The sequence below is a fragment of the Arcicella gelida genome, from assembly GCF_034931025.1.
In the GTDB taxonomy this organism is placed as follows: domain Bacteria; phylum Bacteroidota; class Bacteroidia; order Cytophagales; family Spirosomataceae; genus Arcicella; species Arcicella gelida.
Genome location: NZ_JAYGIL010000031.1, coordinates 58,968 through 74,630, shown reverse-complemented (window position 1 = coordinate 74,630; position 15,663 = coordinate 58,968). Strand labels below are relative to the sequence as shown.

11 protein-coding genes are annotated in these 15,663 nt (G+C 34.3%); 6 read left to right on the top strand and 5 right to left on the bottom strand.

Annotated features, from left to right (window positions below):
• Positions 1-134: 134 nt before the first annotated feature.
• The 5 genes from VB776_RS19880 to VB776_RS19860 all read right to left on the bottom strand — a co-directional run bounded on the left by VB776_RS19880 (position 135) and on the right by VB776_RS19860 (position 6,171).
• Positions 135-1,361 (bottom strand): hypothetical protein, encoded by a 1,227-nt coding sequence (locus tag VB776_RS19880; protein ID WP_323698616.1) that lies wholly within the window; start codon positions 1,359-1,361, stop codon positions 135-137.
• Entirely contained in the window at positions 1,358-1,693 is a 336-nt protein-coding gene (locus VB776_RS19875) for a hypothetical protein (RefSeq protein ID WP_323698615.1), read from the bottom strand. Before VB776_RS19875 ends, VB776_RS19880 begins: the two co-directional genes overlap by 4 nt.
• 275 nt (positions 1,694-1,968) lie before the next feature.
• The gene (locus VB776_RS19870; RefSeq protein WP_323698614.1) at positions 1,969-3,039 is read right to left on the bottom strand and encodes a sensor histidine kinase; all 1,071 of its coding nucleotides are present in this window, start codon (positions 3,037-3,039) and stop codon (positions 1,969-1,971) included.
• 43 nt (positions 3,040-3,082) lie between these two features.
• Positions 3,083-3,727, bottom strand: coding sequence for a hypothetical protein (locus VB776_RS19865; RefSeq protein ID WP_323698613.1), 645 nt, complete (start codon positions 3,725-3,727; stop codon positions 3,083-3,085).
• 239 nt (positions 3,728-3,966) lie between these two features.
• Complete coding sequence (locus VB776_RS19860) at positions 3,967-6,171, bottom strand: TonB-dependent receptor (protein ID WP_323698612.1); 2,205 nt, start codon at positions 6,169-6,171, stop codon at positions 3,967-3,969.
• Between the two features lie 145 nt (positions 6,172-6,316).
• On the opposite strand from VB776_RS19860, the gene VB776_RS19855 reads away from it, so the two are divergent.
• The 6 genes from VB776_RS19855 to VB776_RS19830 all read left to right on the top strand — a co-directional run bounded on the left by VB776_RS19855 (position 6,317) and on the right by VB776_RS19830 (position 15,238).
• Complete coding sequence (locus VB776_RS19855) at positions 6,317-6,856, top strand: hypothetical protein (protein ID WP_323698611.1); 540 nt, start codon at positions 6,317-6,319, stop codon at positions 6,854-6,856.
• 645 nt (positions 6,857-7,501) lie between these two features.
• On the top strand, positions 7,502-7,870 hold the full coding sequence (locus tag VB776_RS19850; RefSeq protein ID WP_184136936.1) for a PadR family transcriptional regulator: 369 nt from the start codon (positions 7,502-7,504) through the stop codon (positions 7,868-7,870).
• A gap of 71 nt (positions 7,871-7,941) precedes the next feature.
• Positions 7,942-10,368, top strand: coding sequence for a PspC domain-containing protein (locus tag VB776_RS19845; RefSeq protein WP_323698610.1), 2,427 nt, complete (start codon positions 7,942-7,944; stop codon positions 10,366-10,368).
• 114 nt (positions 10,369-10,482) lie between these two features.
• A complete protein-coding gene (locus VB776_RS19840; protein ID WP_323698609.1) occupies positions 10,483-11,199 on the top strand; it encodes a head GIN domain-containing protein in 717 nt (238 codons plus the stop codon).
• 95 nt (positions 11,200-11,294) lie between these two features.
• Positions 11,295-12,293: a YpdA family putative bacillithiol disulfide reductase gene (locus VB776_RS19835; protein WP_323698608.1), complete on the top strand. Its 999-nt coding sequence runs from the start codon at positions 11,295-11,297 to the stop codon at positions 12,291-12,293.
• Positions 12,294-12,658: 365 nt separating this feature from the next.
• Positions 12,659-15,238, top strand: coding sequence for a TonB-dependent receptor domain-containing protein (locus VB776_RS19830; protein ID WP_323698607.1), 2,580 nt, complete (start codon positions 12,659-12,661; stop codon positions 15,236-15,238).
• The last annotated feature ends 425 nt before the right edge of the window (positions 15,239-15,663 follow it).

The following is a 15,663-nucleotide window of genomic DNA, read 5'->3' as shown; positions in this document are numbered from 1 at the left end:
CTTCTTGCTTAAAAGTCTCAAAATCAAAATTGTCAGGAGTCTCCATAAATAAAGTGTGTCTGAGTAAAAGTAAAAAAATAAACTTAATTTTAAACTGACACAGTTGGATGAACAGACTCCGAAGCTCACAGCTATCAATTCTCTTCTAAATCAAAAATTGTTAAATAGGATTCTTTGGAAATGGCAAAGTATTGATAGTGCATTTGTTCTCCATCAAATTGAGATTTACGATGTATCTTGCTCCAATATGATGGGTCTGGGTTTTCTTCACTTTCTATTTGTTGCGATATTCTGGATTGTATAAATAGCTTTCCTTCGGCTATAAACCAGTTACTATTAGCATTTGCCTCATAAGATTGTTCAGTTAAATATGAAATCCGTTTATTGACAGTATCAAACTCCATAATCTTGACCATTGAACTATGCCATGAATTGATAAGAAAATAGATTTTGTGTTTCCATTGCAAAGCATTATAAAATCGAGGATAATCTCCAGTTCCTTCGTAATGTCTTAGTCCGTTAAGTTCTATATAGTTTGGATGTTTAAAAATGCTATCATCATACAATACTTTGCCCGTCAGAGCCTCAATTTCTAAGAATATGATATTATCATTTTCACTAAAGTTATTCTCTGAACCACTCCAGCCATAGAATAAATAAACACAGCCACTCTCTTGGTTAAGTACAGCATTGGCTAACTCGGAATGATGATTTACTCGCCATAATTCCTCTCCAGTATTTTTATCAAGCCCTAAGATTGTTTTTCCACAAGCACAAATCAGAATATTGTTTATATCACCAATAAATTTATCCAAATTATTGATTTCTAATTCTTTAAAACTGCGTTGCCAAAGGGTTTCACCTGTGAGAAAGTGAAGTGCAATTATACTTTTGTTATTTCCTTTAATATCTTTACTTACCAATAAAAATGAAATGTTACTTTTATCATGAACTCCAAAACCTAACCCATTAATAACAAGTTCATTTATCCATAATATGGTTTTATTTTGTAAACTATAAACTCCTGATTTTAAAATATTATCTTCTAAAGTTGAAAACACTCCATATTCATGTCTAGGAGAAGCTATCCACCTGAAATGAGGAATTTGATTACTTAATAAAAATACCTCATTGGTCTTTAAATCGAATAATAACCCTTTCCCATCTAGTATATATTCATCATAAAAATCACTTTCATTCAAGTTTAACCCTGTCAAATCCTTCGTCCATACAGGTTGCAATGTTATAGTATCTAATCTTGTCCAAAGATTTCCATTCTGTTTTTCAAGAAAGAATACATTCCTTTTGTTATATTGAAATATTCTTAATTCTTCTTTGTATAATATTTTGCTGACTATCATAAATCACTTTGAATTTTAATAAAACTATACAAACTACTATTTGCTACATTCACAATATTATTGATGAAGAAATTTTTGCGAGAATCTTCGTTAGTAAAAAGTGGGCTTTTATCATAATCTTGACCAGCATCTAAAAACAAGTTTTTTAACAGTGTTATATTTCCTGTAATTTTATCAATAGAGTTATCTTTTAAACAATACCATAAAGCATTAACATCATTTCCATTTTTATCTTTGATAGTGGTTTGGAAAAGGGTTTGGAATTTACTTTTAGCTCCATTTAGGGTAATTCCTCCATTTCTGAATTTGAAGATATAAGCAAAATCATTCATAGTACTGGCGTTTTTAAAATAGGTGAAAAGTTGAGTTTTAAAGCCACTTTCCCTTGCTTGGCGTAGTGTTTCACTACGTCAGAGTGTATTGCAATGTTACATTGCAAAAATGCAACGCATTTTATAATTATGTCCCAAGTTGTTTACTCATATACCACTAACGGTTGCCTTCTAAGAAGGCTTGACACTCTGACGTAGTGTAAAACACTACGCCAAGCGAGTGTAAATGAGCAGTGAGCCTTGAGCAACGAGCCTTAATTTAAAAAAGCTCAAAGCTAAACCGAGTTAATCGGCAAAGTAATAATCACCACTTTCTCAGGCGAATTACTCAATTCCATCGAAGCCGTTTCGCCCGAAAGTAAGCGAAGTTTATCTTGAATCGACTTCAAACCATAGCCCGAAAAAATATTATCTGGAAAAGGTACGCCATTATCAAAAATCTTGATAGTTAAGTTTTCTGCTACTTTATCAATCCTGATTTTTATTACCCCAATGCCTGCAATTTTAGAAATGCCGTGTTTGATGGCGTTTTCGATAATTGGCTGCAACAAAAATCTTGGGATTTTATACTTTCTAAAAGCATCATCTTCAAACTCCACAGAGTAAACCAAACGTTCGTCGAAACGGATTTTTTCAATCTCCAAATAAGTTTTTACAATTTCTAATTCGTTCTCTAAAGTATCATAATGTTCTTGACTTCTGCCTGTGGAGTATCGGTAGAATTTAGAAAGATTCAGCACCATGTGTTCGGCTTTGTCGGGGTCGTCGTGTACCAATGAAGCAATAGAATTTAAGGAATTATACAAAAAGTGAGGATTGATTTTCGCCTCCAATGCTTCCAATTCTGCTCGAATTTTTAGGTCGTTGAGTTGTAATAATTGGTATTCCTGTTCCGTCATTTTGATAAGTCTTGTGCGTTCGTGGGTGAACCAATAATAAATAACATTTACACCCAATAGCGGGCCGAGGATAAACAAAATATCATAATTATCTCTGGTATTATTGGCTACTCTTACGGGTTCGCTTTCTTGAAAAAAACGATAAAGAACAGAAAAGCTAAAGAATTTCAACATTGCCGAAGCGATAGTACACAAAGACAAAATGCTGTGGCGGAGTATTGGAAATTTACTTGACGGAAAGAATCTGATAAAAATCCAACACAAGCCAATCATCATGGTGGCGTCATAAATATTACTGTAAATAATATTGATAATGAAATCTTTGTATTGATTTTTCCCTCTGAGTATGCCGACAATGAAGTAAATATGACCATTAAATGCCATCACGGTAAAGAAACTCAGCAACCAGAATCTTCCCCAAAAACTTGATTTTAATTCTTTTCCCATAAAAAAGGCATGACGACCTTTACGTCGTCATGCTTGAAATATTTTAGTTGCAGGCTTTTGCCATTTCTTTGATTTGCTCTTGTCCCCAATTCGGATAAATTGGACTTGTTGCTTTGAAGTTAGCGAATTTTCCCAAAGCTTTCTGAATTTCAGGACAAGCATTTTTTGCTCCGCCTCCAAATTGCTCAGGAGTATAAAAAATCATTTGTGCTTTCAAAGCGTAAGCTCTTGGATTTTCGGGGTTAATACTCTTTGCTTTGGCAATCGCCGCCTCGAATGCTGAACCAAATTTCATGTAGCGAGCTTGTCCATCTACCGAAATTCTCATCATCGCAATTTGGGCTTTTAGTACTTCTACTTCGTCCAGATTACTTACTTTTTGTTGTGCTAATTTTTCAATAAATGAATCAGCTTTATCTAAGTACTTGTCGATTTCGCTACCGCTTTTTTGCTGAATCGCCATGACGGTATAAGTAAGACCAGCATAATAATTGGGTAGCCACTCAGCAGATTCCGAACTGGCAATTCTTTCAAATTTATTGGCTACTTCTTGGTAAGTTGTTATGTCTTTAGCTTGTCCAAATTGTACTAAAGTTTCGCCCATCGCTTTGTTAAAGCGTTCGTTATCAGTAGCTTTTGAGGTAAAAATTGTTAAAACTGCTGCAAAAATGATAAATAGATTTTTCATGTTTTTGTCGTTTATTTGATTGTTAAATGATTTTTTTTTGATGAATCAAAGGTATTTTAATATGATTTGCTAATGAATGGAATTCTGACGAACCAAGTATTTCAAGGAGTGAATTGTCTTTTTTTGAGCGTGAAAAATATTACAGTTTTCTTAATTATTTTTTCAAATGCTTTTAGACATCTTATTGAAAGACAAACTATTAACAGTTTTCAGATAACGGATAACTTGTATGGAAGTACTTAGTTTTTACGCATATCTTCTGGTAATACTTGTTTCTTTGCAATCGTGATAAAAGTACCAATCATAAAGGTTCTATAAGCTGCTGGTCTTACTTCTGTGCGAGTTTTGCCATCCGCAGAGTAGCGATAATTATAAACATTGTGCGTACCTAAAACATTATCAACTGAGAAGTAAACCACCATAAAATTGCCTTTAATGTTGGTCAGGTAATTGAGCCAAATACTGGTATTATGTACATTTGGTGTGCGGTCGGACATGAAAACAGGATTGTTGGGATTGTAATGGGGGCGACCACTCGTGAAAGAATAAGTTCCCGAAATCGTCATCATCGGTTTAGCGATATACTGTTTATAAATCACATTCAAATTATGGTTTGACACAAAACTTGGTTGTGTTTCCGTCAAGTAATTGCCCGACAATCGTTTTGCATCGCAAAAACTATAATTTACCCAAAGTTGACCGTTTTTAAAAGATTTATTATCTCTGAAAAATACATCAATGCCCTGTGCAAAACCTTTTCCACTGTTGTCTGTTCTGCCGTTCGGAAAACGTTGTGGATTGGTATCAAAATAGTTTTCTTGTTCGGCATATTCACGCACTAAATTTTCATATTTTTTATAATAAGCCTCTACTCTGAAAGTACGGTTATCTTTGATTAATTGATAATTCAGCACCGCATGATTTGCCTTTTCGTAGCCCAATGTTTTGTTGTAATAAAAATATTGATAGTCGGGTGTTTGGTAAAAACTACCTCCCGCCACCGAAACCTGAGAGTAAAGACCTGTTTTATAAGCTAAAGAAAATCTTGGAGCAACATTAAAGCTTGAAGCCAAAGAAGAGTGTTCGGCTCTGATTCCGATTCTTCCTGCCAATTTGCGAGTAACATAAAATTCAGATTCTGAGAAAATTGCTTCAAAATTATCGCTTAGTTGATATTGCTTTTTATCACTGTTACTTTGTTCAAGTGTTAAACCATACTGAGCGATGTGTCCTTCTGTACCGAAAAGTATATTTGAATTATTTTCAAAAGATTTCACCAAAACCGCTCTAAACTGCGAACGCTGTTCGGTTTTTTCAAAAGCATCAGTATTTACACTCAACAAATCTTGATTATAAGAATAAGACGCACCCGATTTAAGTACCCATTCAGCATTTTTGTCTAAGGCTTTCTGATAAGTACTTGTCAATAAAAGGTTATTGTTTTTGATGCCAAATTTTGAAAGACTAAGATTTTGTTCAGTATTCGTAAACATCATGCCAGATTCACTTTTCGCATAGACCGCATCAATTTTGAAATTGGCATCAGCCGAAGGTTTTAGACGATACGAAGCCGAAGCATTGATTTGTTCTGGAATTTTTATCCAATCAATATTTTGTGGATACACTTTAAACAAAGGCGTAAGATTATTATAAGCAAGCGTTCCACTCAAAGAATGATTTTCCGCCAAATGTGTATAAGCTGTCGATATTTGAGCCAAGTTGGCGTTTATCGTGTAACTGGTTTCTGTGGGCAAATCGGTGGTGTTCATCAACAAAACTGCCGATAATGCCTGTCCGTACTGTGCCGAATAACCACCCGTAGAAAAAGCAGATCCTTTGAATTGAAAAGGAGCAAAGCGAGAACGAGAAGCTACATCAGGCGAAGCGGTGTTATAAGCGTTCTGAACAGTAAGCCCGTCAATTAAAATTTTTGATTCCTGTGCCGAACCACCTCTGACAAACATTCCCGTAGATTCTCCATTACGTTGCGACCCGGGCGTTAGCAAAGCCATTGTTTGGGTAATGTCTGCTCCACCGCCTGCGGTAGTTACGATGTCTAAAGGTTTTATTAAGGTAGTTTTTTTCTCATCAGAAGCCTCAAAAGTACCAGCCGTTACAGTTACAGTATTGAGTTCGTTCGCTACTTCAACCAATTTAAAAACTACTTCAATACTTGCTTGATTCAATACAAGTGTTTTGTTGCTTGTTTCAAAACCAACAAAAGTACAAACAAGTACTTGTTCACCTTTTTCAGCAGTATTGAACTTGAAATTACCCTCAGCGTCGGCAGTAGCACCGTCATAAGAGCCTTTCAAAGAAATATTTGCTCCAGGCAAAGCTTTGCCTTTTTCGTCAAGTACTTTGCCTGTTACGAATGTTTGTGAAAATACTTGAGTAGCAATAAATAAGAAATAGAGGATTAACAGATAAGTAAAGGTTTTCATCGTCGTGTTGTTTATTTGATGCTTCAAAACAAGTTCAAAAAGTACTTTTCCTGAATTGTTTTCCGACGAATTGGTGATTATCACAGATGAACTCTGTATTTTTAGGAGGGAATTTTTAAATGAAATACAAGCTAAAACCTTTTTTATGAAAATTTTTAACCGCAGACTTAATATTGAATTACTGGTTGGTACTGTCGCTATTTTTACCAGCGTAATTTCTATTTTCATTTATCTCGAACAGTTGAAAATGTCAAGAGAACAACAAAAAGCATCTGTTTATCCTTATTTGTGGTTTGAAGGTGGGGTTTATGATAATAATGTTTTTCATTATGAAGTAGATAATAAAGGCGTTGGTCCGGCCTTTATTAAAAATGTAGAAGTTTATTATCAGCAAAAAAAATATGAATCTTTTTCTAAATTATTCACTTCAGAATGGGTGCGTATTAATGGAAGTGATTTTAATAAATTTCCTTACTATTTTAATGATATAGAAAATGGAAGTGTTATGAAAATCGGAGAAGAAAAAGAGTTATATGTTTTGAAAAACAATCAAACATTAGCACTGCATTTGGGTTATAAAGTTATGAATGATTCATCCTTCCATTTTAAAATTTTATATGAAGATGTTTATGGCGGAGGGTTTTTGAATCACGATAACAAAATTACAGCAATAGAAAAACAATAAATGCTTAAACTTGTGACTTTGTGTATTTTTTGGGTCTAAACCTTACTTAAAATGGCTAAATCACAAGCCGTAATAATCGCTGGAAAAAAATCTCAAAAGAGATGTCTAAGAATTAGTTCTTTAAGATTAACAATTGATAATAAACGCAAAGTTTTTTACCGTATAATAAGAAAAATATAATTCAAATTTGAATTAACAAGTTATTGTTATAAGTTTGTTACTAGCATTTAGAATAGTTTTTATTTAATTCTTTTAAGCGAAGATTAATGTAGCGTTTTGTCAGACTGACTGACGTGAATATCTATAAATTCAAATAGGTTTTTAGGAAGAGGAGTTTTCTCTTTGAACTCAAAACCATATTTTGGTGTGTTAGTGATACATTTTGGCGAACCTTAATAAGGCTCGCCAAATTTTTTTTGTGCCAATCCCAGTTTCTTCTCTCTTTTAAGGCTTCAATATTTTACCATTTGTAATTATTTAACTCCATTTATCTAAATAAAAAAATATTTTACCATAGTACCTTGCATCGCATAGTACCTTTTTATATCTTTGTTTCAACATTAAGCTATAAGCTTTTAGAGATGAAGCAAATAGACAAAGATTTACTACCAGCAATTACGAACGATTTTAAACAGAAATTAAAATATGGATTTAGAAAATGCCAAAGTGCAGATGCGGAAAGGGATTTTAGAATTTTGTATCCTGCACATCATCTCCCGAGGAGAAGTATATGCCTCTGATATGCTAGAAGAGCTGACTTCCGCCAAAATAATGGTTGTGGAAGGAACGCTCTATCCTTTGCTTACTCGGTTGAAAAACTCAGGACTGTTAGATTACAAATGGGTAGAATCGGTATCTGGTCCGCCAAGAAAATATTATATTCTTACTGACACTGGTAAAATTTTCCTTGAACAATTCGGAGAAACTTGGAATGAATTACAAGCTTCTGTCAATCAAATTATTCACGAATCTTTTCATCATCATAATAAAGAGTCAGAAGAAGAAGGCGTTTAAATCAATCCCTTAAAAGCCAAACAAATATTTAAAATAGCATCTGGGTATTTCACTCATATATTCATTCAAACATGAAAAAGACCATATCAATCAATATTGCAGGCATAGTTTTTCATATCGAAGAAGACGGCTTCGAGCGATTAAATGCCTACCTGAAATCCATTCAGAAGTATTTTGCTTCTTATGAAGGTTCAAAAGAAATTGTTGCAGACATTGAAGCCAGAATTGCTGAAAAATTTTGGACAAAACATAAAAGTGAAGATTCTCAAGTAATTACCATTGAAGACGTAGAAGGTTTAATAGCATCTATGGGTTCTGTTTCTGATTTTGCGGCTATCGAAGAAGAAGAAGATTTCGCAGTAAACGGACAGAAAAAAGAGGAAACTAAAGAAGAAAAGAAACAAGAATCTTCTCAAGAAAAAACTTCAAGCAATTTTGAAAACTTCAAATATGAACCACGTGACCGTAAACTTTATCGTGATACTAAAAGAAAATTATTGGGCGGTGTTTGTGCCGGTTTGGCTCATAATTTGGGTTTTGACCCACTTTGGATTCGACTTGCCTTCTTGTTTTGTTTATTAGGGATTGGTCCAATCACAGCTGGGATTTTAAGCGGAATTACTTTTGTGTTGTACATCGCTTGTTGGATTGCTTTCCCTGCCAATGCGATTTTAGAAGAAGATGAAAGAATCCGCAAATTCTATCGTAATCCAGACGGAAAAGTAATGGGTGGAGTAGTGAGTGGTATCGCTTCTTATACAGGTTGGGATTTAGGAATGCTCCGTTTTGTATTTGTATTAAGTATTTTCCTTTTTGGTTCGGGTATTGTTTTGTACTTGATTCTCTGGGCAATTGCACCAGAAGCCAAATCTTTAACCGATAAAATGCAAATGTCAGGCGAACCTATTACGCTTGAAAATATTGAATCAAACATCAAACGTACTTTGCATTCAGAAGATAAACCTGAAGAACCATTAACGAGATTGTTATTATTACCTTTTAGAATAATATCTCAGGTATTCAAAGCTTTAGGCCCAATCACCGTATTTTTAGCTTCTATAGCTCGTATTTTCGTTGGTGGTATGATGGTATTTAGTGGCGTAGTGTTTATCATCGCTCTTTTCTTTTCGCTTTTTGTAGGATTAACAGCTTTAGAAAACGCAAATGTGTATATCGGTGACCATTTTCCAGTAGGTTTAATTGCTCGTGATGCTTCACCGATATTGTTTTTGGGTGGATTTTTAGCCTTGGCAGTTCCTGCTTTTTTGGTAGCTTGTGCAGGGGTTTCGTTGGTAATTCGTAGAAATTTATTTACACCAATTACTTGGCAAAGTTTGTTAGGTGTATTTTTAATTGGCTTATTAATTACGATGTACACAGGAGTAAAGTATGCCAAGAATTTCGCAAAAACAGCTTCTATTGAAGAAAATGTAACGTTTAACTTTGATAAAAGTACACCAATTTTTGATATTACTACTACAGGATTAGACCAAGACTGGGAACCTTCGGTAGAACTAATTGGCTACGATGGAACAGTTATTAAAATCGAGAAAATCTTTAGAGCAGATGGTATTGACAAAAAAGATGCTGAAACCAATGCAATGGCTGTTACTTACAATATCATTCAGAAAGACTCTATCTTGAAGTTTGACGATAGATTTGAATTCAAAGAAGATGCTCATTTCCGTGACCAAAGAATCAAAATGAAAGTCTATATTCCTTATGGAAAGACATTTTCTATGACTCGTGGATTTGCCAGCTTTGTTGATAATGATTTTGATGGGGGATATTTTGACGAAAGTAATGGTGATTTATTTAAAGGTTCTATTTGGAAAATTACAAAAGAAGGAGACATTGTTTGCGAAAACCGTTTCCCGAAAAGATATTCTGACAATGATGATGACCAGTCAAATGATTTTCCTGATGGAGTAGCGATTCAGACCTTACCATTAAAAGATTTTGAAAGTCTAAAAGTAAATCTTACTGGAATATCAAACGTATTGGTAAATCAAGGCGATGAGTATAAAGTTGAAGTGAGCAGTGCTGGTGAAAATGCACTTGAAAAATTAAAATATACAGTGTTTGACGGAACATTAGTTATTGATGCCAAAGACGGACAAAAATCAAGTGACATTTACGATATTCATATTACCATGCCAAGATTAAAAGCCTTTGCTATCAAAGGTGGTGTTGGCACCAGTAAAATAAAGAATTTTGATGGAGAAGAACTTTTTGTTGACCTTGCCAATGGAGCTAAACTAAAAATTAGTGGAAACTATAACAGATTGAATGCTAAACTAGATAATGAATCAAAATTAGAATCATTTGATTTGGATGTAGTCGCAGCTACTTTAGAAGTAAAAGGTACAGCTTCAGCGGAAATTAATGTCCGTGAAAAACTAGAAGCTAAAACCATAGGCTTAGGCTCAATCCGTTATCGTGGCGAACCTGCTGTTACTCGTTCGGTACAAGAAGGTGGTTCTATAGAGAAAGACTAAGGTTAAAAACCGTTGATTGGTCAGCATCAAAAACCTTTCATAAAAAAATCAATCTTTTTGCAACCTTTCTGCGATAGATTGCATCTCAATAAAGAATACTTAAACAAAAAAGACATGAATACTAAAACCTACTTTCGTAACACTTTACTATTGAGTTTTTTATTGGGAATTGCTAATGTAATGTTTGCTCAAAATACAAAAGAGTATTCATTAAAAGGTTTCGATAAGTTAGACATGGCAAGTGCTTTTGTAATTGATGTGAAATACGGAAATACTTATAAAGTACAAGTGGATGCAGAACGTTCGGAAGACCTTGAAGATTTGGATGTAAGATTAAGCGGTAGTACGCTGATTGTGAAGTATCGTAATGGAAAAGGTTGGAAATGGAATAATAATAATCGTAAAAGAGTAAGCTTTACGATTGTAATGCCAAATCTAAAACAAGTTGATTTTTCAGGTGCTACAAAATCTAAAATCTCAGGTTTTAATGATTTAGAAGATATTACCTTGAAATTCTCTGGTGCTGCCAATGCCGAAGTAAATATCAATGCCGACAAAGTAAATTTAGATTGCTCTGGAGCATCTAGGTTGAAATTGAACGGTAAAACCTCTAAACTAAACTTTGATTTATCTGGTGCAAGTAATGTTGATTCTTACAATTTTATAGCAAGAGATGTTGATGCGGAAGTTTCTGGTGCAAGTTCTGCTAAAGTAAATGCAAGCAAAACGTTGAATGTAGAAGCTAGTGGTGCTTCTTCTGTAAGATATAAAGGTCAACCTTCTGTTAGATCTGATGTTTCTGGTGCTTCGTCAGTAAAAAGTGCTGAATAGATTTAACCTTAATTAAAAACTAAGCCCGCAAGCGTTTCAGAACTCTTGCGGGCTTTTGTTTGTTAGTCAACAAAGAAAATGTTTATTTAAAATTTATGCAACACTACGATTTGATTATTATTGGCGGTGGACCAATCGGTTTGGCTTGTGGATTAGAAGCACAAACGGCTGGTTTAAATTATGTAATTTTAGAAAAAGGCTGTTTGGTGAATTCTCTGTATAATTATCCAGCAAACATGACTTTTTTTAGTACTCCGGATAGACTTGAAATTGGAGATGTCCCTTTTGTTTCTAATAATGCTAAACCTACTCGTTCAGAAGCTTTAGAGTATTATCGCAGAGTTGCCATTCACCGAAAATTACATATCAAACTTTTTGAAAGCGTTGAACAAATCAGTAAGAGTAATCAAGAAGAAGATGTGAACAATTATATACTGAAAACAAGTAAAGCCGAATATCAAACTCAGCATATTATTATAGCTACAGGTTTTTATGATATTCCATATTTAATGAATGTGGTTGGGGAGGATTTACCCAAAGTAACGCATTACTACGAAGAACCACATTTTTATGCTTTACAAAAAGTAGCCGTTGTTGGTGCAAACAATTCAGCCGTTGATGCAGCTTTGGAAACATGGAGAAAAGGAGCGGAAGTAACCATGATTATCAGACAAAGCGAAATAGGAAGCAGAGTAAAGTATTGGGCAAAACCAGATATTGAAAACAGAATTAAGGAAGGTTCTATCAAAGCCTATTTTAATTCAGAAGTAGCGGCTGTACGTCAAGATGAAATAGACATCAAAACGCCAGAAGGTATCGTTACCATCAAAAATGATTATGTAATTGCCATGACTGGCTATCAGCCTAATTTAGATTTCTTGCGAAAAATAGGCATTACTTTGTCAAATGATGAAGTCTTGAAACCTACTTATGATGAAGTAACACAAGAAACGAATTTGCCAAATGTCTATTTAGCGGGTGTAATTTGTGGAGGAATGAATACGCATTCTTTATTTATTGAAAATTCAAGAATTCATGCCGTAAAAATTTTACAGAAAATTACTGGAAAAGAAATTCATCAACCTAATTATTGATTTTGTTGAGTGTAACGCTCAATCTACTATAAAATACCACATAAAGAAGGTGAGAAAATAGGCTAATTTAGCATCAATTTGGCTTGCCTTCACTTCAAAAAAAGCACAATTTAGGACTTCTTAAAATTGAGTCCTAAAATAATTGTCATTCACCGACACACTTCTGTATTTGGTCGAAAATAGTCATAATCTAAGAGACGACTATGCCATTTTTGTGTTGTAACCTTGTCTAATGCTTGATTTTCCTGCTTTTCCTTTTATCTCAAAATCAATCCATTTGTACTTTTTTAATTTATACAATAAACTATTTACCCCAACTTTGTTTCTAGTTACAGAAAAAGAGCGAACATTATAAAATTATATTTATGAAAAAATTATTATTATCCTTAACGTTAATCAGTCTTATCGGTGCTAATCTTTTTGCTCAGTTTCCAGGTGGTGGAATGGGCGGAATGGGTGGTGGACGTCCGAAAGAGGCTACAGCGCTTCCAGGCACAGCTCAGGCAGCACCAAAAGGCTCGGCAAAAATTACTGGTTATATTATAGATTCAGCAGCAACTAAAGCCGTTGAGTTTGCTAGTATAGCATTAATTGTAAAAGCAACCAACAAACCAGTTGACGGAACAGTGTGCGATGATAAAGGTAAATTTACCTTAGTAAAAGTAGCCACTGGCGATTACGTACTAGCGATTACTTTCTTGGGTTATCAATCTAAGAGAATAGATGTGAAGATTGTCAACAAAAACGATGACATTGATTTAGGCGTGATTAAATTAAGTCAAAAAAGTGAGGTCTTACAGGAAGTTACCGTAGAAGGACAACGCTCTTTAATTGAAGACAAAGTTGACAGAATGGTTTACAATGCTGAAAAAGATGGAACTAACAAAGGGGGCGATGCTACAGACGTTTTAAGAAAAGTACCTTCATTATCGGTAGATTTAGACGGAAACGTTACGCTTCGTGGTAGCCAAAACGTTAGGGTTTTAATTAACAACAAACCTTCAACGATTGTAGCAAGTAGCGTGGCAGATGCTTTGAAACAAATTCCTTCAGATATGATTAAGTCGGTTGAAGTTATTACTTCTCCTTCTGCTAAATACGATGCAGAAGGTTCTTCAGGGATTATTAATATCATTACCAAAAAGAATACTTTACAAGGTTTAACCTTGAATTTTGATAGCAGCGTTGGTATTCGTGGTGGAAATATGTCGTTGAACGGAAACTACCGAAAAGGCAATATGGGTTTTTCACTAGGTGGTTTTGGTCGTGCTACTTACAATGTAAATGGTGATTTTGTGAACGAACAATTATCAAAAACCAATGGTGCATTGAATGGAACAAGTACTACACAAAGTGCAGCGACTAGAAACAATGGTTTGTTTGGCTCATATCAATTAGGTTGGGATTGGGACATCAACAAAACGAATTCGATTACAGCATCTGCTCGTTATGGTGCAAGAAATCAAAATACTTTTCAAGATGCTCTTTCTACTGTTATCAAGAGAGCTGATGGCACAAGTACTTCTTCTATTCGTGATGTAGAAACAAAAGACAACTCTGGAACAGTAGATTTGAATGTTGACTATACTCACCTTTTTGCAAAACCACAGCAAGAATTCAGTTTGTCAGCTCAATACAGCCGTAACGACCGTAAAAATAATTTTACAAACATCATTCGTGGCGTACCAGATTCTTTGAGTCGTATTACAAACATCAATCCAAGCTATAATCAAGAAGCTACTGTACAAGCTGACTATCAATCACCAATCGGTAAAACACAAATGATTGAATTTGGTGGAAAAGGAATTTTCAGACAAGTAAACAGTAATTTTACTCAGATTGGAAATAGTGGTTCATTAGATTATGACCAAAATATTGCAGCATCATATTTTTCTTATACTTTAACGACGAAGAAAAAATATAGCTTCAAAGCAGGTGGACGTTACGAATACACAACCATTAACGCAGTTCAAACAGCTGAAGGTGGTACTAAAACTGACATTAATATTCCAAGTTATGGAACATTCGTGCCAAGTGTCAATGTTTCTAAAAGTTTGAAAGGTGGAACTACTTTGAAATTGGCTTATAATCGTCGTATTCAAAGACCATCATTACAATTCTTGAACCCGAACCGTAATGCTTCTAACCCTTCAAATGTTACAGAAGGTAACCCTAACTTATCGCCAGAGTTTACCAACAATTATGAATTTACGGTTAATACGTTTTTCAAAAATACATTCTTGACTACTGCATTGTTTATGCGTAATACAACGGGTTCTATCCAAAGTATTCGTACAAATGAAGTAGATGGACAAGGAAGACCATTCCTTTTGACTACTTACCAAAACATCGGTAATGAAGATGCTTATGGAATGAATTTATTCGGAAATGTTAATATCTCAAATAAATTCCAATTAGGTGGAGGAACAGATGTATATTACGCTAAGTTGAACAATAATAACCCGAACCCACTTTTAAACGCTAAAAATGAAGGTTGGGTAGCAAGTTTCAGAATGTTTGGTAGTTATAATCTTACAAAAGGCTGGGGTTTACAAGTATTCTCGTTCTACCGTGGTCGCCAAGTACAATTACAAGGTAGCCAAGGTGGTTTTGGAATCTATAGTTTCAGTGTGAAGAAAGATTTCTTAAACAAAAAAGGAAGTATTGGTTTAGGTGCTGAAAACTTCTTTACGCCTGGTGGATTCAAAATTAATAACAGCATTGAATCATCAACGATTTCGCAAACAAGTACCAATACTTTACGTAACATGAACTTTAAAATTAACTTCAGTTACCGTATTGGAAAAATGACTTTTGATGCACCGAAGAAAAGAAAGAAATCTGTTAATAACGATGACTTGAAAGACGGTGGAGATAATGGCGGTGGCGGACAGCAACAACAACCAGCGGCTACTCCAGCAGCAGGTGGCGGTCGTCCGAGATAAGCCAAAATTTTTTTAAAGAATACAAAAACGACTTTGAGCAATCAAAGTCGTTTTTTTTATGTCTCTATGTTTTGCTTCCCCAAAAATCGTATAAGTTAATTATCTATCATCAAGTAACAGAAATTATTATATTCTTTTAGCGAAATGTAGGTCGTGAATTGAGTTTAATCTTGATAAAATACAAAAATGTCTGTTTTTTTAGAGTAGTAAGTACTTTCTGTGTTATTTCGACTTGTTTGAAAAACGATAAAATTACTTAGAAAAATAATATGACAAACAATAATATCATCCATTCTTTTGAATAAATATCCATTGTTTTGCTTCTCTACTTCAATCAATTTTGCAAGGTAAAATTTATAATATTTCAATATTTTATTTTACTATTTCGATAATATTCTAATTAACATTTAACTATTATAAAACTG

What these genes read in the sequence shown, in the direction of transcription:
- VB776_RS19880 (WP_323698616.1), bottom strand. Translation starts at nt 1,361, where the DNA reads ATGATAGTCAGCAAAATATTATACAAAGAAGAATTAAGAATATTTCAA.
- VB776_RS19875 (WP_323698615.1), bottom strand. Translation starts at nt 1,693, where the DNA reads ATGAATGATTTTGCTTATATCTTCAAATTCAGAAATGGAGGAATTACC.
- VB776_RS19870 (WP_323698614.1), bottom strand. Translation starts at nt 3,039, where the DNA reads ATGGGAAAAGAATTAAAATCAAGTTTTTGGGGAAGATTCTGGTTGCTG.
- VB776_RS19865 (WP_323698613.1), bottom strand. Translation starts at nt 3,727, where the DNA reads ATGAAAAATCTATTTATCATTTTTGCAGCAGTTTTAACAATTTTTACC.
- VB776_RS19860 (WP_323698612.1), bottom strand. Translation starts at nt 6,171, where the DNA reads ATGAAAACCTTTACTTATCTGTTAATCCTCTATTTCTTATTTATTGCT.
- VB776_RS19855 (WP_323698611.1), top strand. Translation starts at nt 6,317, where the DNA reads ATGAAAATTTTTAACCGCAGACTTAATATTGAATTACTGGTTGGTACT.
- VB776_RS19850 (WP_184136936.1), top strand. Translation starts at nt 7,502, where the DNA reads ATGGATTTAGAAAATGCCAAAGTGCAGATGCGGAAAGGGATTTTAGAA.
- VB776_RS19845 (WP_323698610.1), top strand. Translation starts at nt 7,942, where the DNA reads ATGAAAAAGACCATATCAATCAATATTGCAGGCATAGTTTTTCATATC.
- VB776_RS19840 (WP_323698609.1), top strand. Translation starts at nt 10,483, where the DNA reads ATGAATACTAAAACCTACTTTCGTAACACTTTACTATTGAGTTTTTTA.
- VB776_RS19835 (WP_323698608.1), top strand. Translation starts at nt 11,295, where the DNA reads ATGCAACACTACGATTTGATTATTATTGGCGGTGGACCAATCGGTTTG.
- VB776_RS19830 (WP_323698607.1), top strand. Translation starts at nt 12,659, where the DNA reads ATGAAAAAATTATTATTATCCTTAACGTTAATCAGTCTTATCGGTGCT.